The organism is Bacteroides gallinaceum (assembly GCF_030373775.1).
In the GTDB taxonomy this organism is placed as follows: Bacteria; Bacteroidota; Bacteroidia; order Bacteroidales; family Bacteroidaceae; genus Phocaeicola; species Phocaeicola excrementipullorum.
Map to the genome: position 1 here is coordinate 1 of NZ_JAUDEN010000003.1, position 17,096 is coordinate 17,096.

At 47.6% G+C, this 17,096-nt stretch carries 11 protein-coding genes; 9 read left to right on the top strand and 2 right to left on the bottom strand.

Going from position 1 to position 17,096, the window contains the following annotated elements:
• Window positions 1–6: 6 nt before the first annotated feature.
• Window positions 7–459 (bottom strand): cupin domain-containing protein, encoded by a 453-nt coding sequence (locus QUW60_RS02430; protein ID WP_289558316.1) that lies wholly within the window; start codon window positions 457–459, stop codon window positions 7–9.
• A 277-nt stretch (window positions 460–736) separates the two neighbouring features.
• Between QUW60_RS02430 and hflX the strand changes: the two genes are divergently transcribed.
• The 9 genes from hflX to QUW60_RS02475 all read left to right on the top strand — a co-directional run bounded on the left by hflX (window position 737) and on the right by QUW60_RS02475 (window position 15,064).
• A complete protein-coding gene (gene hflX, locus QUW60_RS02435) occupies window positions 737–1,996 on the top strand; it encodes a GTPase HflX (RefSeq protein WP_258338274.1) in 1,260 nt (419 codons plus the stop codon).
• Entirely contained in the window at window positions 1,993–3,981 is a 1,989-nt protein-coding gene (locus QUW60_RS02440; protein ID WP_289558317.1) for a DUF4954 family protein, read from the top strand. The genes hflX and QUW60_RS02440 overlap by 4 nt, the downstream gene beginning before the upstream one ends.
• Before the next feature lie 23 nt (window positions 3,982–4,004).
• Window positions 4,005–5,552: a TlpA family protein disulfide reductase gene (locus tag QUW60_RS02445; protein WP_289558318.1), complete on the top strand. Its 1,548-nt coding sequence runs from the start codon at window positions 4,005–4,007 to the stop codon at window positions 5,550–5,552.
• Window positions 5,553–5,848: 296 nt separating this feature from the next.
• The gene (locus QUW60_RS02450; protein ID WP_258338277.1) at window positions 5,849–7,492 is read left to right on the top strand and encodes a fumarate hydratase; all 1,644 of its coding nucleotides are present in this window, start codon (window positions 5,849–5,851) and stop codon (window positions 7,490–7,492) included.
• A gap of 61 nt (window positions 7,493–7,553) precedes the next feature.
• The gene (locus tag QUW60_RS02455; protein ID WP_258338278.1) at window positions 7,554–8,507 is read left to right on the top strand and encodes a transporter; all 954 of its coding nucleotides are present in this window, start codon (window positions 7,554–7,556) and stop codon (window positions 8,505–8,507) included.
• Window positions 8,508–8,596: 89 nt separating this feature from the next.
• Window positions 8,597–10,534: a ribosomal protection-like ABC-F family protein gene (gene abc-f / locus QUW60_RS02460; protein ID WP_289558319.1), complete on the top strand. Its 1,938-nt coding sequence runs from the start codon at window positions 8,597–8,599 to the stop codon at window positions 10,532–10,534.
• A 20-nt stretch (window positions 10,535–10,554) separates the two neighbouring features.
• Window positions 10,555–12,594, top strand: a complete 2,040-nt coding sequence (locus QUW60_RS02465; protein WP_289558320.1) for a M13 family metallopeptidase — start codon at window positions 10,555–10,557, stop codon at window positions 12,592–12,594.
• A gap of 265 nt (window positions 12,595–12,859) precedes the next feature.
• Window positions 12,860–14,539, top strand: a complete 1,680-nt coding sequence (locus QUW60_RS02470) for a putative transporter (protein WP_258338281.1) — start codon at window positions 12,860–12,862, stop codon at window positions 14,537–14,539.
• A gap of 18 nt (window positions 14,540–14,557) precedes the next feature.
• Window positions 14,558–15,064, top strand: a complete 507-nt coding sequence (locus tag QUW60_RS02475) for a nitroreductase family protein (RefSeq protein ID WP_258338282.1) — start codon at window positions 14,558–14,560, stop codon at window positions 15,062–15,064.
• Window positions 15,065–15,178: 114 nt separating this feature from the next.
• Here QUW60_RS02475 and recQ read toward each other — a convergent pair whose 3' ends face one another.
• A complete protein-coding gene (recQ, locus tag QUW60_RS02480) occupies window positions 15,179–17,008 on the bottom strand; it encodes a DNA helicase RecQ (protein WP_258338300.1) in 1,830 nt (609 codons plus the stop codon).
• Window positions 17,009–17,096: the final 88 nt, after the last annotated feature.

Sequence of the window (17,096 nt, forward strand, 5' to 3'; positions counted from 1 at the left end):
TTTTTTTCATTTTTTCAGATAATCGGCACGCATCGGTGAGAAGCAGTCTATCAGCATACCGGCTTCCAGACAGGTGCAGCTGTGCGGAACGTCCGGTTCCATATAGATGCCGTCGCCGGCTTCTACGGTCTTTGTTTCACCGCCGACGGTGAATTCAAACTTGCCGCTGGCAACATAAGTTGTTTGGGTATGATAATGTGTGTGTAAAGTGCCTACTGCACCTTTCTCAAATTTCACTTTAACCATCATTACCTGGCCGTCATACCCCATCACCTGTCGTGTTACGCCTTTTCCCGCCGGTTCCCAGGACTGCTTGTCTGAGTAGACGAATGTTTCACTTCGCGTTTTCTTTGCCGTTGCAGAAGACTTGTCGCTGTTTTCCAGATTGGTGGCATGCGTGTTTGTTCCTGCAGCTAGAAACATTCCGATCAGCAATATACAAAACTTTAAGCTTTTCATAATTGACGATTTTCAGAGTTGTTTGAATGTGAATTGTTTTTTGTGGCTAAAGTTACGAAGTTTTGGCATATGGCGAACGGTACTTTCCGTAAAATTCATGCAGGCGCAGTATTTTATGCGCAGACAATAGTTTCTTTTGTGGTGGATTGCATGCTGTAAGACGCGTTGCTTTTCTGCGGCGTGCTTTCAATCAAGTAATTCATAAAAAGTTATTTCAGAAATATATAAAATCAAGAATTTTATTTAAGTTTGCGATTGAATAGTTGAATCACATTGAATGAAAGAATTTGTTATATCTGACGCGCAGACCGAAAAGGCTGTGCTGGTGGGTTTGATTACGCAGACTCAGAATGAACGCAAGACGAACGAATATTTGGACGAACTGGCTTTCCTCGCAGAAACGGCAGGGGCGGAGGTTGTGAAACGCTTTACGCAAAAAATCGACACTCCCAACTCTGTAACTTATGTGGGAAAAGGTAAACTGCAGGAAATCAAGGAGTATTTGGCTGTGCAGAATGAAAGCGAAGACACTGAGATCGGAATGGTGATTTTTGATGATGAACTTTCTGCAAAACAGATCAGAAACATCGAGAAAGAATTGAACGTGAAGATTCTGGACCGGACTTCATTGATTTTGGACATTTTTGCAATGCGCGCGCAGACTGCAAACGCCAAGACGCAGGTGGAACTGGCACAATATAAATATATGCTGCCACGCCTGCAACGGTTGTGGACTCACCTGGAACGTCAGGGCGGAGGCTCCGGTGCGGGCGGAGGAAAAGGTTCGGTAGGGCTTCGCGGTCCCGGTGAAACGCAGCTCGAAATGGACCGCCGTATTATTCTGAACCGCATGTCGCTGTTGAAACAGCGTTTGGCGGAAATAGATACGCAGAAGTCTACACAGCGTAAGAATCGCGGTCGTCTGATCCGTGTTGCGCTCGTGGGATACACGAATGTGGGAAAATCGACACTGATGAACCTGCTGGCAAAAAGTGATGTCTTTGCAGAAAACAAGCTTTTTGCTACTCTCGATACGACTGTCCGTAAAGTGATAATAGAGAATCTTCCTTTTCTCCTTTCGGATACGGTAGGTTTCATACGCAAACTGCCTACCGATTTGGTCGATTCGTTCAAATCGACGCTGGACGAAGTTCGCGAAGCGGATTTGCTGGTGCATGTGGTTGACATTTCGCATCCCGACTTTGAAGAACAGATTCAGGTGGTCGACAAAACGGTAGCTGATATCGGAGCGGGCGGAAAGCCGACCATGATTGTCTTCAACAAGATTGACGCTTACTCTTATATAGAGAAAGACGAGGATGATCTGACTCCCCGGACGAAAGAAAACATTACGCTGGATGAACTGATGCGTACATGGATGGCGAAGCTGGATGATAACTGCATCTTTATCTCTGCACGGGAGAAGACCAATCTGGAAGAATTCCGCGCGTTGCTGTACAAGAAGGTAAAGCAGCTTCATGTGCAGAAGTATCCTTATAATGACTTTTTGTATCAAACTTACGACGACGAACAATGAAGCAATATCGTTCACTTACGGCTGAAGAAATCTCACGGCTGGAAGCGCAGCACTGCATGGCTTCCGACTGGAGTATGGTGAAGGTGACGGATGGTTTCCGTCCTGACCATATACATCATATCCGTTTTTCCGGAGAAATCCGCCTGGGATGCTTTGATAAGGAGTTCAGGCTTGCCGGAGGGATAACCAAACATTCCGGACTGTATTATGCTACATTATATAATGTGGTGGTCGGTGATAACTGCTATATCGAAAATGTGAAGAATTATATCGCCAATTATGAGATTGGCGACAGCACATTCATCGAGAATGTGGATATTATCCTTGTGGATGGACGGAGCCGTTTTGGGAATGGTGTAGAAGTATCTGTGCTGAATGAAACTGGCGGGCGTGAGGTGTATATTCACGACCGTTTGTCTGCACACCAGGCATATATCATGGCACTGTATCGCCACCGCCCCAAACTGATTGAGCGGATGAAGCGGATTGTAGAGGATTATGCCGAGAGGCACGCCTCTGCAACCGGAACGATCGGAAGCCATGTCACGATTGTCAATTCCGGTTATATAAAGAATGTGCGCATCGGAGATTATTGCCAGATAGAAGGTGCGGGCCGCTTGAAAAACGGTAGTGTGAACAGCAACCAGTATGCCCCGGTACATATCGGATATGGAGTTATTTGCGATGATTTTATCATTTCGAGCGGTTCGCATGTGGAGGACGGCACAATGCTTGCCCGTTGTTTTGTGGGGCAGGCCTGTCATCTGGGACATACTTATTCTGCTTCTGATTCGCTTTTCTTCAGCAATTGCCAGGAAGAAAACGGTGAGGCATGTGCTATTTTTGCAGGTCCGTTTACGGTGACTCACCATAAATCGACTTTGCTTATTGCCGGCATGTTCTCGTTCATGAACGCCGGTTCCGGTTCGAACCAAAGCAACCATATGTATAAGTTGGGCCCCATTCATCAGGGTGCGCTTGAGCGGGGAGCGAAAACGACATCCGATTCGTATATTCTGTGGCCTGCGCGTATCGGTGCGTTTTCGTTGGTTATGGGGCGTCATGTCGCTCATCCGGATACGTCGAATCTGCCGTTTTCTTATCTGATAGAAGACAAGAATACCACTTATCTGGTGCCTGGAGTGAATCTGCGCAGTGTTGGTACGATTCGTGATGCGCAGAAATGGCCGAAGCGCGACCAGCGCAAGGATCCTTGCAAACTGGATCAGATCAATTATAATTTGCTCAGTCCGTATACGATTCAGAAAATGATGGTAGGGCGGAATATCTTGAAGGAACTGGCGCGTGTGTCGGGAGAAACATCGGAGATTTATTCGTATCAGAGTGCGAAAATAAAGAATTCTTCTTTGAACAATGGCATTAAGTTTTATGAAACCGCCATACATAAGTTCCTCGGAAACTCTATTATCAAACGTCTGGAAATAAAGTCTTTCGGAAGTGATGAGGAGATCCGCCGCCGCTTGCTGCCGGACACTTCGGTGGGTGAGGGCGAATGGGTGGACGTTTCCGGGCTGATTGCTCCGAAGAGTGAAATTGAGCGTCTGATGGAGGATATTGAAAGCGGAACGCTGACCACTGTGGATGAAATTCATGCGCGGTTTGCCGAAATGCATGCCAATTATTACATCTATGAATGGACATGGGCTTATGGTAAGATACTGGAGTTTTATCATCTGGATCCGGATACTGTTACGGCAAAAGATGTTGTGGCTATTGTAAGAAGGTGGCAGGAAGCCGTTGTCGGGCTTGACAAGTTGGTTTATGAAGATGCCAAGAAAGAATTTTCACTGACTTCAATGACCGGATTCGGTGCTGACGGAAGCAGGGAAGAGCAAGTGCGGGATTTTGAGGAGGTGCGCGGAGTGTTTGAAAGCAATCCGTTTGTTACCGCCGTGCTTGAGCATATCAAGGTGAAGACGGAATTGGGTAATGAGTTGATCGACCGTCTGAAGAATTTGCTTTAACAAAGAATTCTGGAGGAAAGTTTATGGCGACGAAATATATAGGAAGCATTCTCCTGTTTTGTTTGTTGGCTTTGGGCGTGCAGGCTCAGACCCGGATGAAAAAAGTGGTTGAACGTCCGGGGTTTGTGACAGCCAACACTTCTGATATAGAGATAAAGAAAATCATACTTACCGCCGAACAGACTCAAGTGGATGCCGTCATGTACGGTAAGGCCGGTACGCCCGTCGTTATTTCTTCCCATACATGTCTGCGTTCGGATAATGCGACTTTCCGCTTGCGTGAGGCAGGGGGAGTTTCTATTGACGGAACGACTGAGCCTGAATTGATTCCGGAAAGCGGGCGGCTGGATGTGGTGCTTTCTTTTGCTCCAGTTCCGGTAGGGGTGCATGAAGTGGACTTTGTGGAGCCGGAAGCCGGATGGATTATTTGGGGGGTGCAGCTGAGCCGTGAAGAGCCTTATGTCTATGTCCCGGATTTTCTGACGACTGGAAAGCCGAAGAGGAGCAATGAACTGCCTGAACCCGGATTCTCGGCAGGAAAAGCCATAGTGAACGGCTATTTGTTGGGATACGAACCAGACATGCGGTTGGCTATGAATCTGGAGTATGCTGACGGCCTGTTCCCTTCTTCATGGAGAGAAGATATCCATGTTCATCATGACGGATTGTTCCATTTTGAGGTAGATCTGCTTCAGCCTACGCTGGCAACCTTATATGTGAATGAGGCAAAAATGGAATTATTTCTCGTGCCTGATGAGGAGTTTACAGCTTATGTCAATCTTCCATTGTTAAGCATGTCTGCCTCACGTTTGCATAAAGACCATTACGGGAAGAAACAGAAAGCCTGGTTTGACGGCGCCGCAGAACTGATAAACTCGGAGCTGGCTGCGGAAGGCGAATCAGAAGCCTTGAAAGCGTATCGTTCGGTTGAGAAAACATTGTTCAGCAATGAACAGATGGCGGAGCTGGTGAAAAAAGACATAGAACAAGTACAGCCGATCTGTAAGAACTTGCTTAAAAATTCAGAACTATCTTCTGCTGACAAGAAAATTCTGAAAGGACTCGAATTGAAGGATATTGCCAGTTATGTTCTGCAAAAGGAAACAGACTTGCGTTCGCAGGCAGCGCGCAGCCGGTCGATGCAGGGGGCTGTGATAGCTTCGCTCGGAAGTAATGTTGCAGGTGCTGACATTTTGCCTCAGATTATTTCTGCGCACAAGGGCCATGCCATATTGATTGATTTTTGGGCCACCTGGTGCGGTCCGTGCAAGAAAAGCATGAAGTCTGTTCTTCCGCTGAAGAAGAAACTTGCTGATGAAGATGTGGTATATGTCTACCTGACTGGTCCGTCTTCTCCTGAAAATACGTGGAAAGATAATTTGAAGGAAATGACGGGTGTGCACTATCGTCTGAATGACGCGCAGTGGAAGTACCTCTGTTCCGCCTATGGTGTGACAGGCATACCGGCTTACTTGATTATCAGCCATGACGGAAAGCTTCAGCGTCGTTATGTGGGCTTTCCCGGCGTTGATGAACTTGAAAAGGAACTGCTTCGTGCCGTTGGGGAATAAACGGTGCGGAATGTAAAGTTTTTGTCAGCCAGCGCCCGGTTGATTTTGGTTATGAAGAAAAGAAAAACATGCCGTGGCATTCTCGGTCTTTAGCTTAAAGATACATGTCTTTAGCCTGGGGATATGTATCTTTATCCTAGATATATATATCTTTAGGCTGGAGATAGAGATCCTGTGGAAGAGTTTCTGTTTTCAGGCATAAACTTGGGCGAATTTTTAAGCAGGATTTAAGGAAAAATTTCAATAATACTTTGTAACTTTGCCTCACGATAACTAACAATTAATTCATATTTATTATGGCAACACCAGAATTCAAGTATCAGCCGATGTTCGAAAAAGGTAAGGATACGACTGAATACTATCTGCTTACAAAAGACTATGTGTCTGTAAGTGAGTTTGAAGGAAAACCTATCTTAAAGATTGAAAAAGAGGGTCTTACGGCTATGGCTAACGCCGCTTTTCATGATGTTTCTTTTATGTTGCGCCGTTCGCATAACGAACAGGTGGCCAAGATTCTGCATGATCCGGAAGCGAGCGAGAACGACAAGTATGTTGCTCTGACTTTCTTGCGCAATGCGGAAGTGGCTGCAAAAGGTGTTTTGCCTTTCTGTCAGGATACGGGGACTGCCATCATTCACGGTGAAAAGGGACAGCAGGTATGGACAGGCTATTGTGATGAAGAGGCTTTGTCGCTCGGAGTCTACAAGACATATACCGAGAACAACCTGCGCTATTCTCAGAATGCGCCGCTGACAATGTATGATGAAGTGAACACTCGCTGCAACCTTCCTGCACAGATTGATCTGGAAGCTACCGAAGGAATGGAATACGAATTCCTGTGCGTAACGAAAGGTGGCGGTTCTGCCAACAAGACGTATTTGTATCAGGAAACAAAAGCCATCTTGAATCCGGAAACTTTGGTTCCGTTCCTGGTTGAGAAAATGAAAACGCTGGGTACGGCAGCTTGTCCTCCTTATCATATTGCGTTTGTTATCGGAGGCACTTCGGCCGAGAAAAACTTGCTGACGGTGAAACTGGCTTCTACTCACTTCTATGATAATCTGCCTACTACAGGCAATGAGTATGGCCGTGCCTTCCGTGATGTCGAACTTGAAAAGAAAGTGCTGGAAGCAGCTCACAATATCGGTTTGGGCGCTCAGTTCGGAGGCAAATACTATGCGCATGATGTACGCATTATCCGTCTGCCTCGTCACGGCGCTTCTTGTCCGGTGGGACTGGGCGTATCTTGCTCTGCTGACCGCAACATCAAGTGCAAGATCAATAAGGACGGTATCTGGATTGAGAAGCTGGACTCAAATCCGGGCGAACTGATTCCGGAAGAATTGCGTCAGGCGGGCGAAGGCAACGCTGTGCGGATTGACCTGAACCGTCCGATGAATGAAATACTTGCCGAACTCGACAAGTATCCGGTGGCTACTCGTCTGTCATTGAACGGTACGATTATCGTAGGGCGTGATATCGCTCATGCTAAATTGAAAGAACGTCTGGACAGGGGCGAGGAGCTTCCGCAGTATATCAAAGACCATCCGATCTATTATGCCGGACCTGCCAAAACTCCGAAAGGAATGGCATGCGGTTCGATGGGACCGACTACAGCGGGCCGTATGGATCCCTATGTCGACTTGTTCCAGAGCCATGGGGGCAGTATGATCATGCTGGCAAAAGGCAATCGCAGCCAGGCAGTGACAGATGCCTGCAAGAAGCACGGAGGTTTCTATCTCGGCTCTATCGGAGGTCCTGCTGCAATTCTGGCTCAGAACAACATCAAGAGCATAGAGTGTGTAGAATATCCTGAACTTGGAATGGAAGCTATCTGGAAGATTGAAGTGGAAGACTTCCCGGCATTCATTCTGGTGGACAACAAGGGCAATGACTTCTTTAAGCAGATCAAGCCTCGTTGTGCGGGCAACTGCAAGTGATATTGTAGTAATATATAAATGTATAGGCGGGCGAAATGCCCGCCATTTTTTATTTAGTCCTATGGATGTTCTTCGTTTTTGCAGGAATTGGACATTGCCCATCGCGATGGGAATGGGGGTGCTGATTTATTTTGTTTATGTGAATATTCCCTGGCTGGCTCCTGCCAAACCTTATGTGTTGAGGGCTGTTGATATCGTACAGCCGATGCTGATATTCTGTATGCTTCTGCTGTCGTTCTGTAAGATAAGCTTTCAGGATCTGCATCCTTGCAAGTGGCATGTCTGGCTGCTGCTGATACAAGGCGGATGTTTCTTGCTTCTCGGGCTGCTGCTTGTCTGTTTCCCGGGTTTCTCAGGGCGGGTGCTGGTGGAAGGTGCCATGCTTTGTCTGATTTGCCCCACGGCTACTGCCAGTGCGGTCATTACGTTTAAATTGGGAGGAAGTGCGGCACGGGTTACCACTTATACGATCCTTGTCAATTTTTTGGCGGCCTTGCTGATACCGTTGGTCGTGCCGTTGCTGAGTCCGAACGCGGGCGAATCGTTCGGCGTATCTTTTACAAGAATTATGGGAAAAGTGTTTCCTATGTTGCTTTGCCCGTTTGTCTTGGCAGTATTGTTGCGTTTCCTTTGTCCGAAACTCCATGCCAGGCTGGCCGGCATGCAGAATGTGTCGTTTTACATGTGGGCGGTTGCTTTGATGCTGGCTATTGCGCTGACGGTGAAGAGCATCGTGCATAGTGAGGTTGCTGTATGGTATCAGATAGGCCTTGCCGTTGTTTCTTTTCTATGCTGCATTGCGCAATTTTATTTTGGCAAGCGGATTGGAAACTGTTATGGCGATTCGATCAGTGCCGGTCAGGCGTTGGGGCAGAAGAATACTGTTTTTGCCATTTGGCTCGGATATACTTTTTTTACTCCCGTAACATCAATCGCTGCCGGATTTTATAGTGTATGGCACAATATTGTTAATTCTTATCAATTGTATAGGCTACGGAAACGGACTGAAAGGTAATGAAAGGCAAAAAACGAATTGCATTTACGTGATATTGCTTGAAAAGTTGTAACTTTGCGAGCACTTTGTAAAGTTGAAGAGTATTTTTTATGATTTCGATAGAAAGACTGAAAGTTGAATTTGGGGCAACACCTTTGTTTGAAGACGTTTCTTTCGTGATAAACAAGAAAGACCGCATAGCATTGGTGGGAAAGAACGGAGCGGGAAAATCGACCATGCTGAAGATTCTTGCCGGTCTTCAGAATCCTACTGACGGAACCGTTGCAGTACAGCGTGGCGTAACGGTAGGATACTTGCCTCAGGTGATGGTGTTGAGCGATACGCGTACGGTGATGGAAGAGGCGGAAACGGCTTTCAGTCATATTTTTGAGATGCAGCAGAGTCTGGAGCGGATGAACAGGGAACTGGCGGAGCGTACGGATTATGATTCGGAAAGCTACCATCAGCTGATTGATCGTTTCACGCACGAAAACGAGCGCTTTCTTATGCTGGGCGGAACGAACTACAAGGGAAGCATTGAACGTACATTGATGGGGCTTGGTTTCGTGCGCAGTGATTTCGACCGTCCCACTTCGGAGTTTAGCGGCGGCTGGCGCATGCGTATCGAACTTGCAAAGATTCTGTTGAGGCGTCCCGATGTGCTGTTGCTTGACGAGCCGACCAACCATCTGGATATCGAAAGCATCCAGTGGTTGGAGAACTTTCTGAAAACGAGTACGGGAGCTGTCGTGCTTGTCAGCCATGACCGGGCATTTATCAATAATGTGACTAACCGCACCATTGAGATCTCATGCGGGCGCATTTATGATTACAAGGTTCCTTATGACGAGTATGTTGTATTGCGCAAGGAGCGTCGCGAACAACAGTTGCGCGCCTACGAAAACCAGCAGAAAGAAATAAAGGAAACCGAAGATTTTATCGAGCGTTTCCGTTACAAGGCTACCAAAGCCGTGCAGGTGCAGAGCCGTATCAAGCAGTTGGAAAAGATCGTGCCTGTAGAAATAGACGAGGAAGACAATTCGGCCTTGCATCTGAAGTTTCCGCCCGCTGTCCGGTCTGGCGACTATCCCGTGATCTGTGAGGATGTAAAGAAAGCGTATGGAAATCACGTTGTTTTTCATGACGTGAATCTTACAATTCACAGGGGTGACAAGGTTGCGTTTGTCGGCAAGAACGGAGAAGGTAAGTCTACTTTGGTCAAGTGTATCATGGGAGAGATTCCTTACGAAGGAAACCTGAAGATCGGATATAATGTGCAGATCGGCTATTTTGCACAAAACCAGGCACAGTTGCTTGACGAGAATCTGACGGTATTCGATACGATAGACCGTGTGGCGAAAGGCGATGTCCGTTTGAAGATCCGTGATATACTGGGTGCCTTTATGTTTGGCGGTGAAGCCTCGGACAAGAAGGTGAAAGTGCTTTCCGGTGGAGAGCGGAGCCGCCTGGCCATGATTCGTCTGCTGCTGGAGCCTGTCAATCTGTTGATTCTCGACGAACCTACCAACCATTTGGATATGCGGTCAAAAGACGTTCTGAAAGAAGCGATCAAGGAGTTTGACGGAACGGTAATTGTTGTTTCTCACGACCGTGATTTCTTGGACGGTCTGGTTTCTAAAGTTTATGAGTTTGGCGGAGGTGAGGTTCGTGAACATCTGGGAGGCATCTATGACTTCCTTCAGAAAAAGAAGATAGAAAACCTTGACGAGCTGCAGCTTTCCAAATCGCCTGCGGCTGTAGAGGAGAAAAAGGAAATTCTTCCAACCGAAAGCAAACTTTCGTATGAAGAGCGGAAAGAGCAGAACAAAAAGGTGCGCAAACTGGAGAAACTGGTTGCGGATTGTGAAAAACGTATTGAGAAGCTTGAAGCGCAGGTCGCAGAACTGGAAACGAGAATGTCTACTCCCGAAGGGGCTTCTGATGTAAAGCTTTATGAAGAGCATCAACGGATCAAAAAGCAGATAGCTGAGGCTGAAGAAGAATGGGAGAACGCTTCGCTGGAACTGGAGGGTATGGAAAGGAATTGATTATTTAAAATAAACAGATTATGAACAAGAAAAATTATTTGACCGTGGCTGCAATGACTTTGGCTGTATTGTCAAGTTGCGGCGGACAAAAAGAAGTAAAAAATACTTCGGGCATTGACTTGGCAAATATGGACACTACAGTGTCGGCAGGTCAGGACTTTTTCCGCTATGCATGTGGCGGATGGAACGAAGCGCATCCGCTGACTGCCGAATATTCCCGTTACGGCACATTTGACCAGCTGGCAGAAAACAACCAGAAGCAGTTGCGAGAACTGATCGAAGGGTTGGCTGCACAGCAGAATGAGCAGGGTACAACAGCACAGAAAGTCGGCGATCTCTACAATATGGCGATGGACAGTGTCGCTTTGAATGAGCAGGGATACACGCCAATCAAGCCGATGCTTGATAAGATTGCTTCCCTGACCGACAAAAAGCAGATTATTCCGATGGCTGTCGAGATGCGCCGCAACCAAGGTATAGGTACGTATTTCAGTTTCTATGTATATGCAGACCCGAAGAACAGTGCGCTGAATATATTCCAGATGGGACAAGGCGGTATCAACTTGGGCGAAAAAGAATATTATCTGGATACAGACAGCATCACTGAAAACATCCGTAATGAATATAAGAAATACATCGGCAAACTGTTTACGCTGGCCGGTTTCTCTGAGGCAGAAGCGCAGCAGAAGGTGGCTGATGTAATGGAAATAGAAACAAGCATCGCAAAGAAGTCCCGCAGTGCAACCGAATTGAGGGATCCGGAAGCAAACTACCACAAGATGTCTTATGCTGATCTGAAGAAGCAGATTCCTGGCATTGACTGGAACGCTTTCATGATCGGACTGGGTATTCAGCCTCCGACAGAATTGAATGTGGAGCAGGTTGAGCCGATTCAGGAAGTTGCACGTCTGATAAACGTTTTGCCGGTATCAAAGCATGTTTCTTATCTGGAATATAATCTGCTTGATGCAGCGGCTTCTTGCTTGAGCGATGATTTCGTGGCTGCCCGCTTTGATTTCTACGGAAAAGTGCTGTCTGGCCGTCAGGTGAACCAGCCTCGCTGGAAACGTGCGGTAAATTCGGTAAACGGCATGTTGGGCGAGCTGGTCGGACAGATGTACGTAGAGAAGTATTTCCCTGCGGCTGCAAAGGAGCGTATGGTGAAGCTTGTCAATAACTTGCAGGTAGCTTTGGGCGAACGTATCGATGCGCAGGAGTGGATGAGTGACAGTACGAAAGTCAAAGCACATGAAAAACTGGCTGCTTTCCATGTAAAGGTGGGCTATCCGGACAAGTGGAAGGACTATTCAAAACTGGAAGTCAAGAAAGATTCTTATTGGGCGAATGTTTGCCGTGCTTCTGAATGGGGATTCAATGATATGATCAGCCGTTTGGGCAAGCCGGTGGACAGAGAAGAGTGGCTGATGACCCCGCAGACTGTAAATGCTTATTACAATCCGTCTACAAACGAAATCTGTTTCCCCGCAGCTATTCTTCAGCCTCCTTTCTTCAATATGGATGCTGACGATGCAGCCAACTACGGTGCCATCGGTGTGGTTATCGGCCATGAAATGACTCACGGATTCGATGATCAGGGCCGCCAGTTCGATAAGGACGGAAATTTGAAAGACTGGTGGGCCGAAGGTGACGCGGAACGTTTCAAGGAACGTGCTCAGGTTATGGTTGATTTCTTTAACAACATCGAAGTGCTTCCGGGACTGCATGGCAATGGCCAGCTGACATTGGGTGAGAACCTTGCAGATCATGGAGGTCTGAATGTGGCTTATCTGGCATTCCAGAATGCAACGAAGGATGCTCCTTTGGAAGTGAAGGAAGGATTCACTCCGCAGCAGCGTTTCTTTATCGCTTACGCCACTTTGTGGGCCGGGAACATCCGTGACGAGCAGATCCGCGTGTATACCAAGTCTGATCCTCACTCTTTGGGCAAATGGCGCGTGAACGGTGCGCTTCCTCACATCCAGGCATGGTATGATGCGTTCGGCATTACTGCAGACGATTCTTTGTATGTTGCTCCGGAAAAGCGCGTGAACATCTGGTAATGCAGAAAATTTCAATATTCCCAACAGGTATCCCGGTGCCGGCAGATGGCATCGGGATATTTTTTTAATGGATGTCCGTGTCCGTTTCAACGGCAAAGGCCGTGTCCTGCTTCTGGTATAACTGAAGGAGCGGGCGTGTTTTTGTGCGAGCCATAGGGAATGTCCGGCTTTTTTATGTCTGGCTTTTCGTATATTGTGAAAGAAAAGTTTGTCATGTTGTTTTTAATTGGTTACATTTGTCAGCAAATTGAAATGATTTAATATTATGAATTGGCTACAAGATTTATTGACAAACCCCAATTCCATCGCCCATATAGTGGCGCTTTATGCATTTGTCATCACTTTAGGGGTGTTGTTGGGGAAAATTAAGTTCTTCGGCATATCGCTTGGAGTAACTTTTGTTTTGTTTGCTGGAATCCTGGCCGGACACTTTGGCTTTACCGGTAATCCGGCCATTCTTTCATTCCTGCAAGATTTTGGACTTATTCTGTTTGTCTACTGTATCGGTCTTCAGGTAGGTCCGTCTTTTTTCTCATCATTCAAGAAAGGAGGTATAACGCTGAACCTTCTGGCTGTCGGTGTGGTGGCGCTGAATATTGCCGTAGCTTTAGTCTGCTATTATGCATTGCAGGGCCGCATTGAGATTCCGATGCTGGTGGGTATCCTTTGCGGTGCGGTGACCAATACTCCGGGACTTGGTGCTGCGAACGAAGCGTTGCAGCAGCTGCATTACAACGGTCCGGAAATCGCTATGGGATATGCATGTGCCTATCCGTTGGGCGTAATGGGCATTATTCTCTCTACGATTGTTATCCGTTACCTTTGCCGGGTGGATTTGGCTGAGGAAATGAAAGAGATACAGCAGCAGGAAGAAGCAAACCCGCATCTGAAACCGTTCTCTCTTTCTCTGGAAGTCCATAACGAGGCTTTGAACGGGAAAACCTTGTCGCAGGTGCAGAACTTCCTTGCGCGTGACTTCGTTTGTTCGCGCATTATCCAGAATGAACATATGCATACGCCTAGTTCTAAGACGGAACTTCATTTGGGCGACCGGATGTATATTATCTGTGCGGAAGATGATGCTGAAGCGATTGTGGCCTTCATTGGTCCGAGAGTGGAGCAGGAGTGGGGAATCACCGACCAGCACGACAAGACAATGGTGTCGCGTCGTATCCTGGTTACTCAGCCCAGCATTAACGGAAAGACGTTAGGTGAGATTCATTTCAGCAGTATGTACGGTGTAAATGTGACGCGAGTGAACCGTTCGGGTATGGATTTGTTCGCTTCGCGCCAACTGCGCTTGCAGGTCGGTGACCGTGTGATGGTTGTCGGTCCGCGGGACGCTATCGAACGCGTAGCCAATCTGCTGGGTAATCAGTTGAAGCGTCTTGACCATCCGAACATCGTGACTATCTTCGCAGGTATTCTCTGCGGTATCATATTCGGCAGTCTGCCTATTGCCATTCCGGGTATGCCTACTCCGGTGAAGTTGGGTCTTGCCGGTGGTCCGCTTATCATTTCTATCCTGATAGGACGTTTCGGCTATAAAGTGAAGCTGGTCACTTATACTACCATGAGTGCAAATCTGATGCTTCGTGAGGTCGGCCTGGTTCTCTTTCTTGCAAGTGTCGGAATCAAGGCGGGAGAGAATTTTGTGCAGACAGTCATTGAGGGCGACGGGTTGCTTTATGTGGGGGTCGGATTTCTGATAACCTTCCTGCCTCTGATTATCATTGGTGCGGTGGCACGTTGGCATCATAAGGTCAATTATTTTACGCTGATGGGACTTATTGCCGGAAGCAACACAGACCCCCCTGCATTGGCTTATGCCAACCAGACCTCTGGAAATGACGCTCCGGCGGTAGGTTATTCAACGGTTTATCCATTGGCTATGTTTTTGCGTATTTTGACAGCTCAGTTACTGATATTGCTTTTGGCTGTTTAGAAAAGGAAAGGTGGAGTTATGAAAATGCTTGATTTGGTAAAGTCCAGACATTCGGTGCGAAAATATCTGCCTAATCCGGTAGAGCAGTCCAAACTTGATTACATCATGGAATGTGTCCGGATGGCTCCTTCGGCGGTCAATTTTCAGCCGTGGCGGTTTGCTGTCGTTACGGAGGGCACTGCATTGGAAGCTCTTAAAAGGGCTTACCCGCGGGACTGGATTGCTTCGGTTCCTTGCATTGTCGTTGCATGTGTCAATCACAACGAATCGTGGCATCGTCCGTCTGACGGGAAGGATCATGGCGACATTGATGTGGCCATTGCGGTAGAACATCTTTGCCTTGCAGCCACCGAAGTTGGTCTGGGAACCTGTTGGGTCTGCAATTTCGATGTCCGGTTATGCGCTGAGGCATTGAGCCTTCCGGCCGGAATTGAGCCTGCTGTTCTGATTCCGCTTGGCTATGCTGCCGATTCGGTTATTCCCGAAAAGAAGCGGAAACCGATGGAAGGCATACTTTTGAAATAGAATTGCTGTTGCCGGACTGAGTCGTATCCGACATAAATACAAAGGAAACGGGATTTCGTATGCTCGCAAATTCAGCGTATGAAATCCCGTTTCCTTTATGCCCTGTCTGTTGTTTCAGAGCCTGTTGCTTGAAAGGAACTTCTTTATGGCATCGGTGAAGTCCTTTCCGTAATGTGTTTTTTTGAATTCTCCGATTCCGCTTATTTCTCCGAACTCGTCGAGTGTGACAGGCTTTTGGATGCAGATTTGTTTTAGCGTCTTGTCTGACAGTACAATATAGGGCGGTATAGCTTGTTGGTCGGCAAGTTTTTTACGCAGTTGGCGGAGTTCTTCGAACAGCGCGTCATCTGTTGATGCCGGACGGTCGAAAAGAGTAGCGGCAGGTTTTGCGGATGCCGTATGTTTCTTCTTCTCTGCTGTTTTGGAAACTCTTTCTTCTCTTTTGATAACCACCAGCTGTGCCCGTTCGCGGCCGAACAGGACCTTGCGTCCCGCATCGGTTATTTTCAGGTGATTGTTTTCATTATATGCTACCTCATAGAAGCCCAGATTCAACATTTGCAGAAGAAAATCCTGCCAGTCGCGCGCCGGGACATCCCTTCCTGCGCCGAACGTTTTCAGGTTATGATACCCTTTTGCCGTGATTTCTTGAGTAGGCGAACCTTTCAGAATGTCTATCAGCGTGTGCATGCCGACTTTCTGGTCGGTTCTCATGATTGCGCTGAGAGCCTTCTGTACGATGACAGTGCCGTCAAACCGTTCCGGCGGGTTTTTGCAGACGTCACAGTTTCCGCAGTCATGATCCATGTTTTCTCCGAAATAGTTCAGCAGAATCCGTCGGCGGCAGATGTCCGTTTCAGCGTATTGCCTCATGCGTTCCAGCTTTTCCCTGTTTATTTCCTGTTGTCCGCTGTCTTCTGCAAATTTAGACAGCATGACGATGTCGCCGAACGAATAGAACAGCAAGGTTTCGCTCGGGAGCCCGTCGCGCCCTGCCCGTCCGATTTCCTGATAGAAGCTTTCGATGCTTTTGGGCAGGTTGTAGTGGATAATCCAGCGCACGTTTGATTTGTCGATTCCCATACCGAAAGCCACGGTGGCGCATACGATTTGCACACGGTCGTTGATGAAGTCGTCTTGTGCTGCTTCGCGTTGGGCGTTGCTCAGTCCGGCATGATAGACAGCGACGCTGAAACCTTCTTTCCTCAGCAGTTCGGCAACCTTCTCCGTTCCGTTCCTGCTCATGCAGTAGATGATTCCGCTGTCGTTCTTGTGCCGCAGGATGAAGTTTGTGATGGTTCGTATCTTTTCTTTCTGCTGGTATCCGCGTTTGACTTCCAGGCTGAGGTTGGGGCGGTCGAATGACGAAATGAAGATTTTCGGGGCGTGCATGTCGAGTTGCCGCACGATGTCTTCGCGTGTAATCTTGTCGGCGGTTGCTGTCAGCGCCACGACCGGAACATTCGGGAAGCTCTCCCGCAGGAGTTTCAGCTGCGTATATTCCGGACGGAAGTCATGGCCCCATTGCGAGATGCAGTGCGCTTCGTCAATGGCAAAAAGAGATATTTTGATGTCGCGCAGGAGAAAGTTGATTTCTGACAGGATGCGTTCGGGCGATATGTAGAGCAGCTTCACTTTCCCTTGCAGGCACTTTTGTTTCAGACGCGCATTGGTCGTTTCGTCGTTCATGCTGTTCAGCGCGTAGGCCGGAATGCCGTTTGCCTGAAGAGCCTCCACCTGATCTTTCATGAGTGAGATAAGCGGGGAGATGACGATGGCTGTTCCGTCCATCATGAGAGCCGGGAGCTGGAAGCAGATGGATTTTCCTCCTCCGGTAGGCATAAGGACAAGCGTGTCTTTTTTCTGCATGATGTTTGTTATGATATCTTCCTGCAATGGCCGGAACTGTGTGTAGCCGAAATAGGCTTTCAGGGTATTTAGCATCAATTCTTTTGTCATCTTGTTCGTGATTTGCTGCAAAGGTAATGATTCTTTTATAAAGAGAAGCAACGCTTGGTTCCACTTGTTGTGC

Coding starts and splice junctions, on each gene's coding strand:
- QUW60_RS02430 (WP_289558316.1), bottom strand. CDS start 459: ATGAAAAGCTTAAAGTTTTGTATATTGCTGATCGGAATGTTTCTAGCT.
- hflX (WP_258338274.1), top strand. CDS start 737: ATGAAAGAATTTGTTATATCTGACGCGCAGACCGAAAAGGCTGTGCTG.
- QUW60_RS02440 (WP_289558317.1), top strand. CDS start 1,993: ATGAAGCAATATCGTTCACTTACGGCTGAAGAAATCTCACGGCTGGAA.
- QUW60_RS02445 (WP_289558318.1), top strand. CDS start 4,005: ATGGCGACGAAATATATAGGAAGCATTCTCCTGTTTTGTTTGTTGGCT.
- QUW60_RS02450 (WP_258338277.1), top strand. CDS start 5,849: ATGGCAACACCAGAATTCAAGTATCAGCCGATGTTCGAAAAAGGTAAG.
- QUW60_RS02455 (WP_258338278.1), top strand. CDS start 7,554: ATGGATGTTCTTCGTTTTTGCAGGAATTGGACATTGCCCATCGCGATG.
- abc-f (WP_289558319.1), top strand. CDS start 8,597: ATGATTTCGATAGAAAGACTGAAAGTTGAATTTGGGGCAACACCTTTG.
- QUW60_RS02465 (WP_289558320.1), top strand. CDS start 10,555: ATGAACAAGAAAAATTATTTGACCGTGGCTGCAATGACTTTGGCTGTA.
- QUW60_RS02470 (WP_258338281.1), top strand. CDS start 12,860: ATGAATTGGCTACAAGATTTATTGACAAACCCCAATTCCATCGCCCAT.
- QUW60_RS02475 (WP_258338282.1), top strand. CDS start 14,558: ATGAAAATGCTTGATTTGGTAAAGTCCAGACATTCGGTGCGAAAATAT.
- recQ (WP_258338300.1), bottom strand. CDS start 17,008: ATGCTAAATACCCTGAAAGCCTATTTCGGCTACACACAGTTCCGGCCA.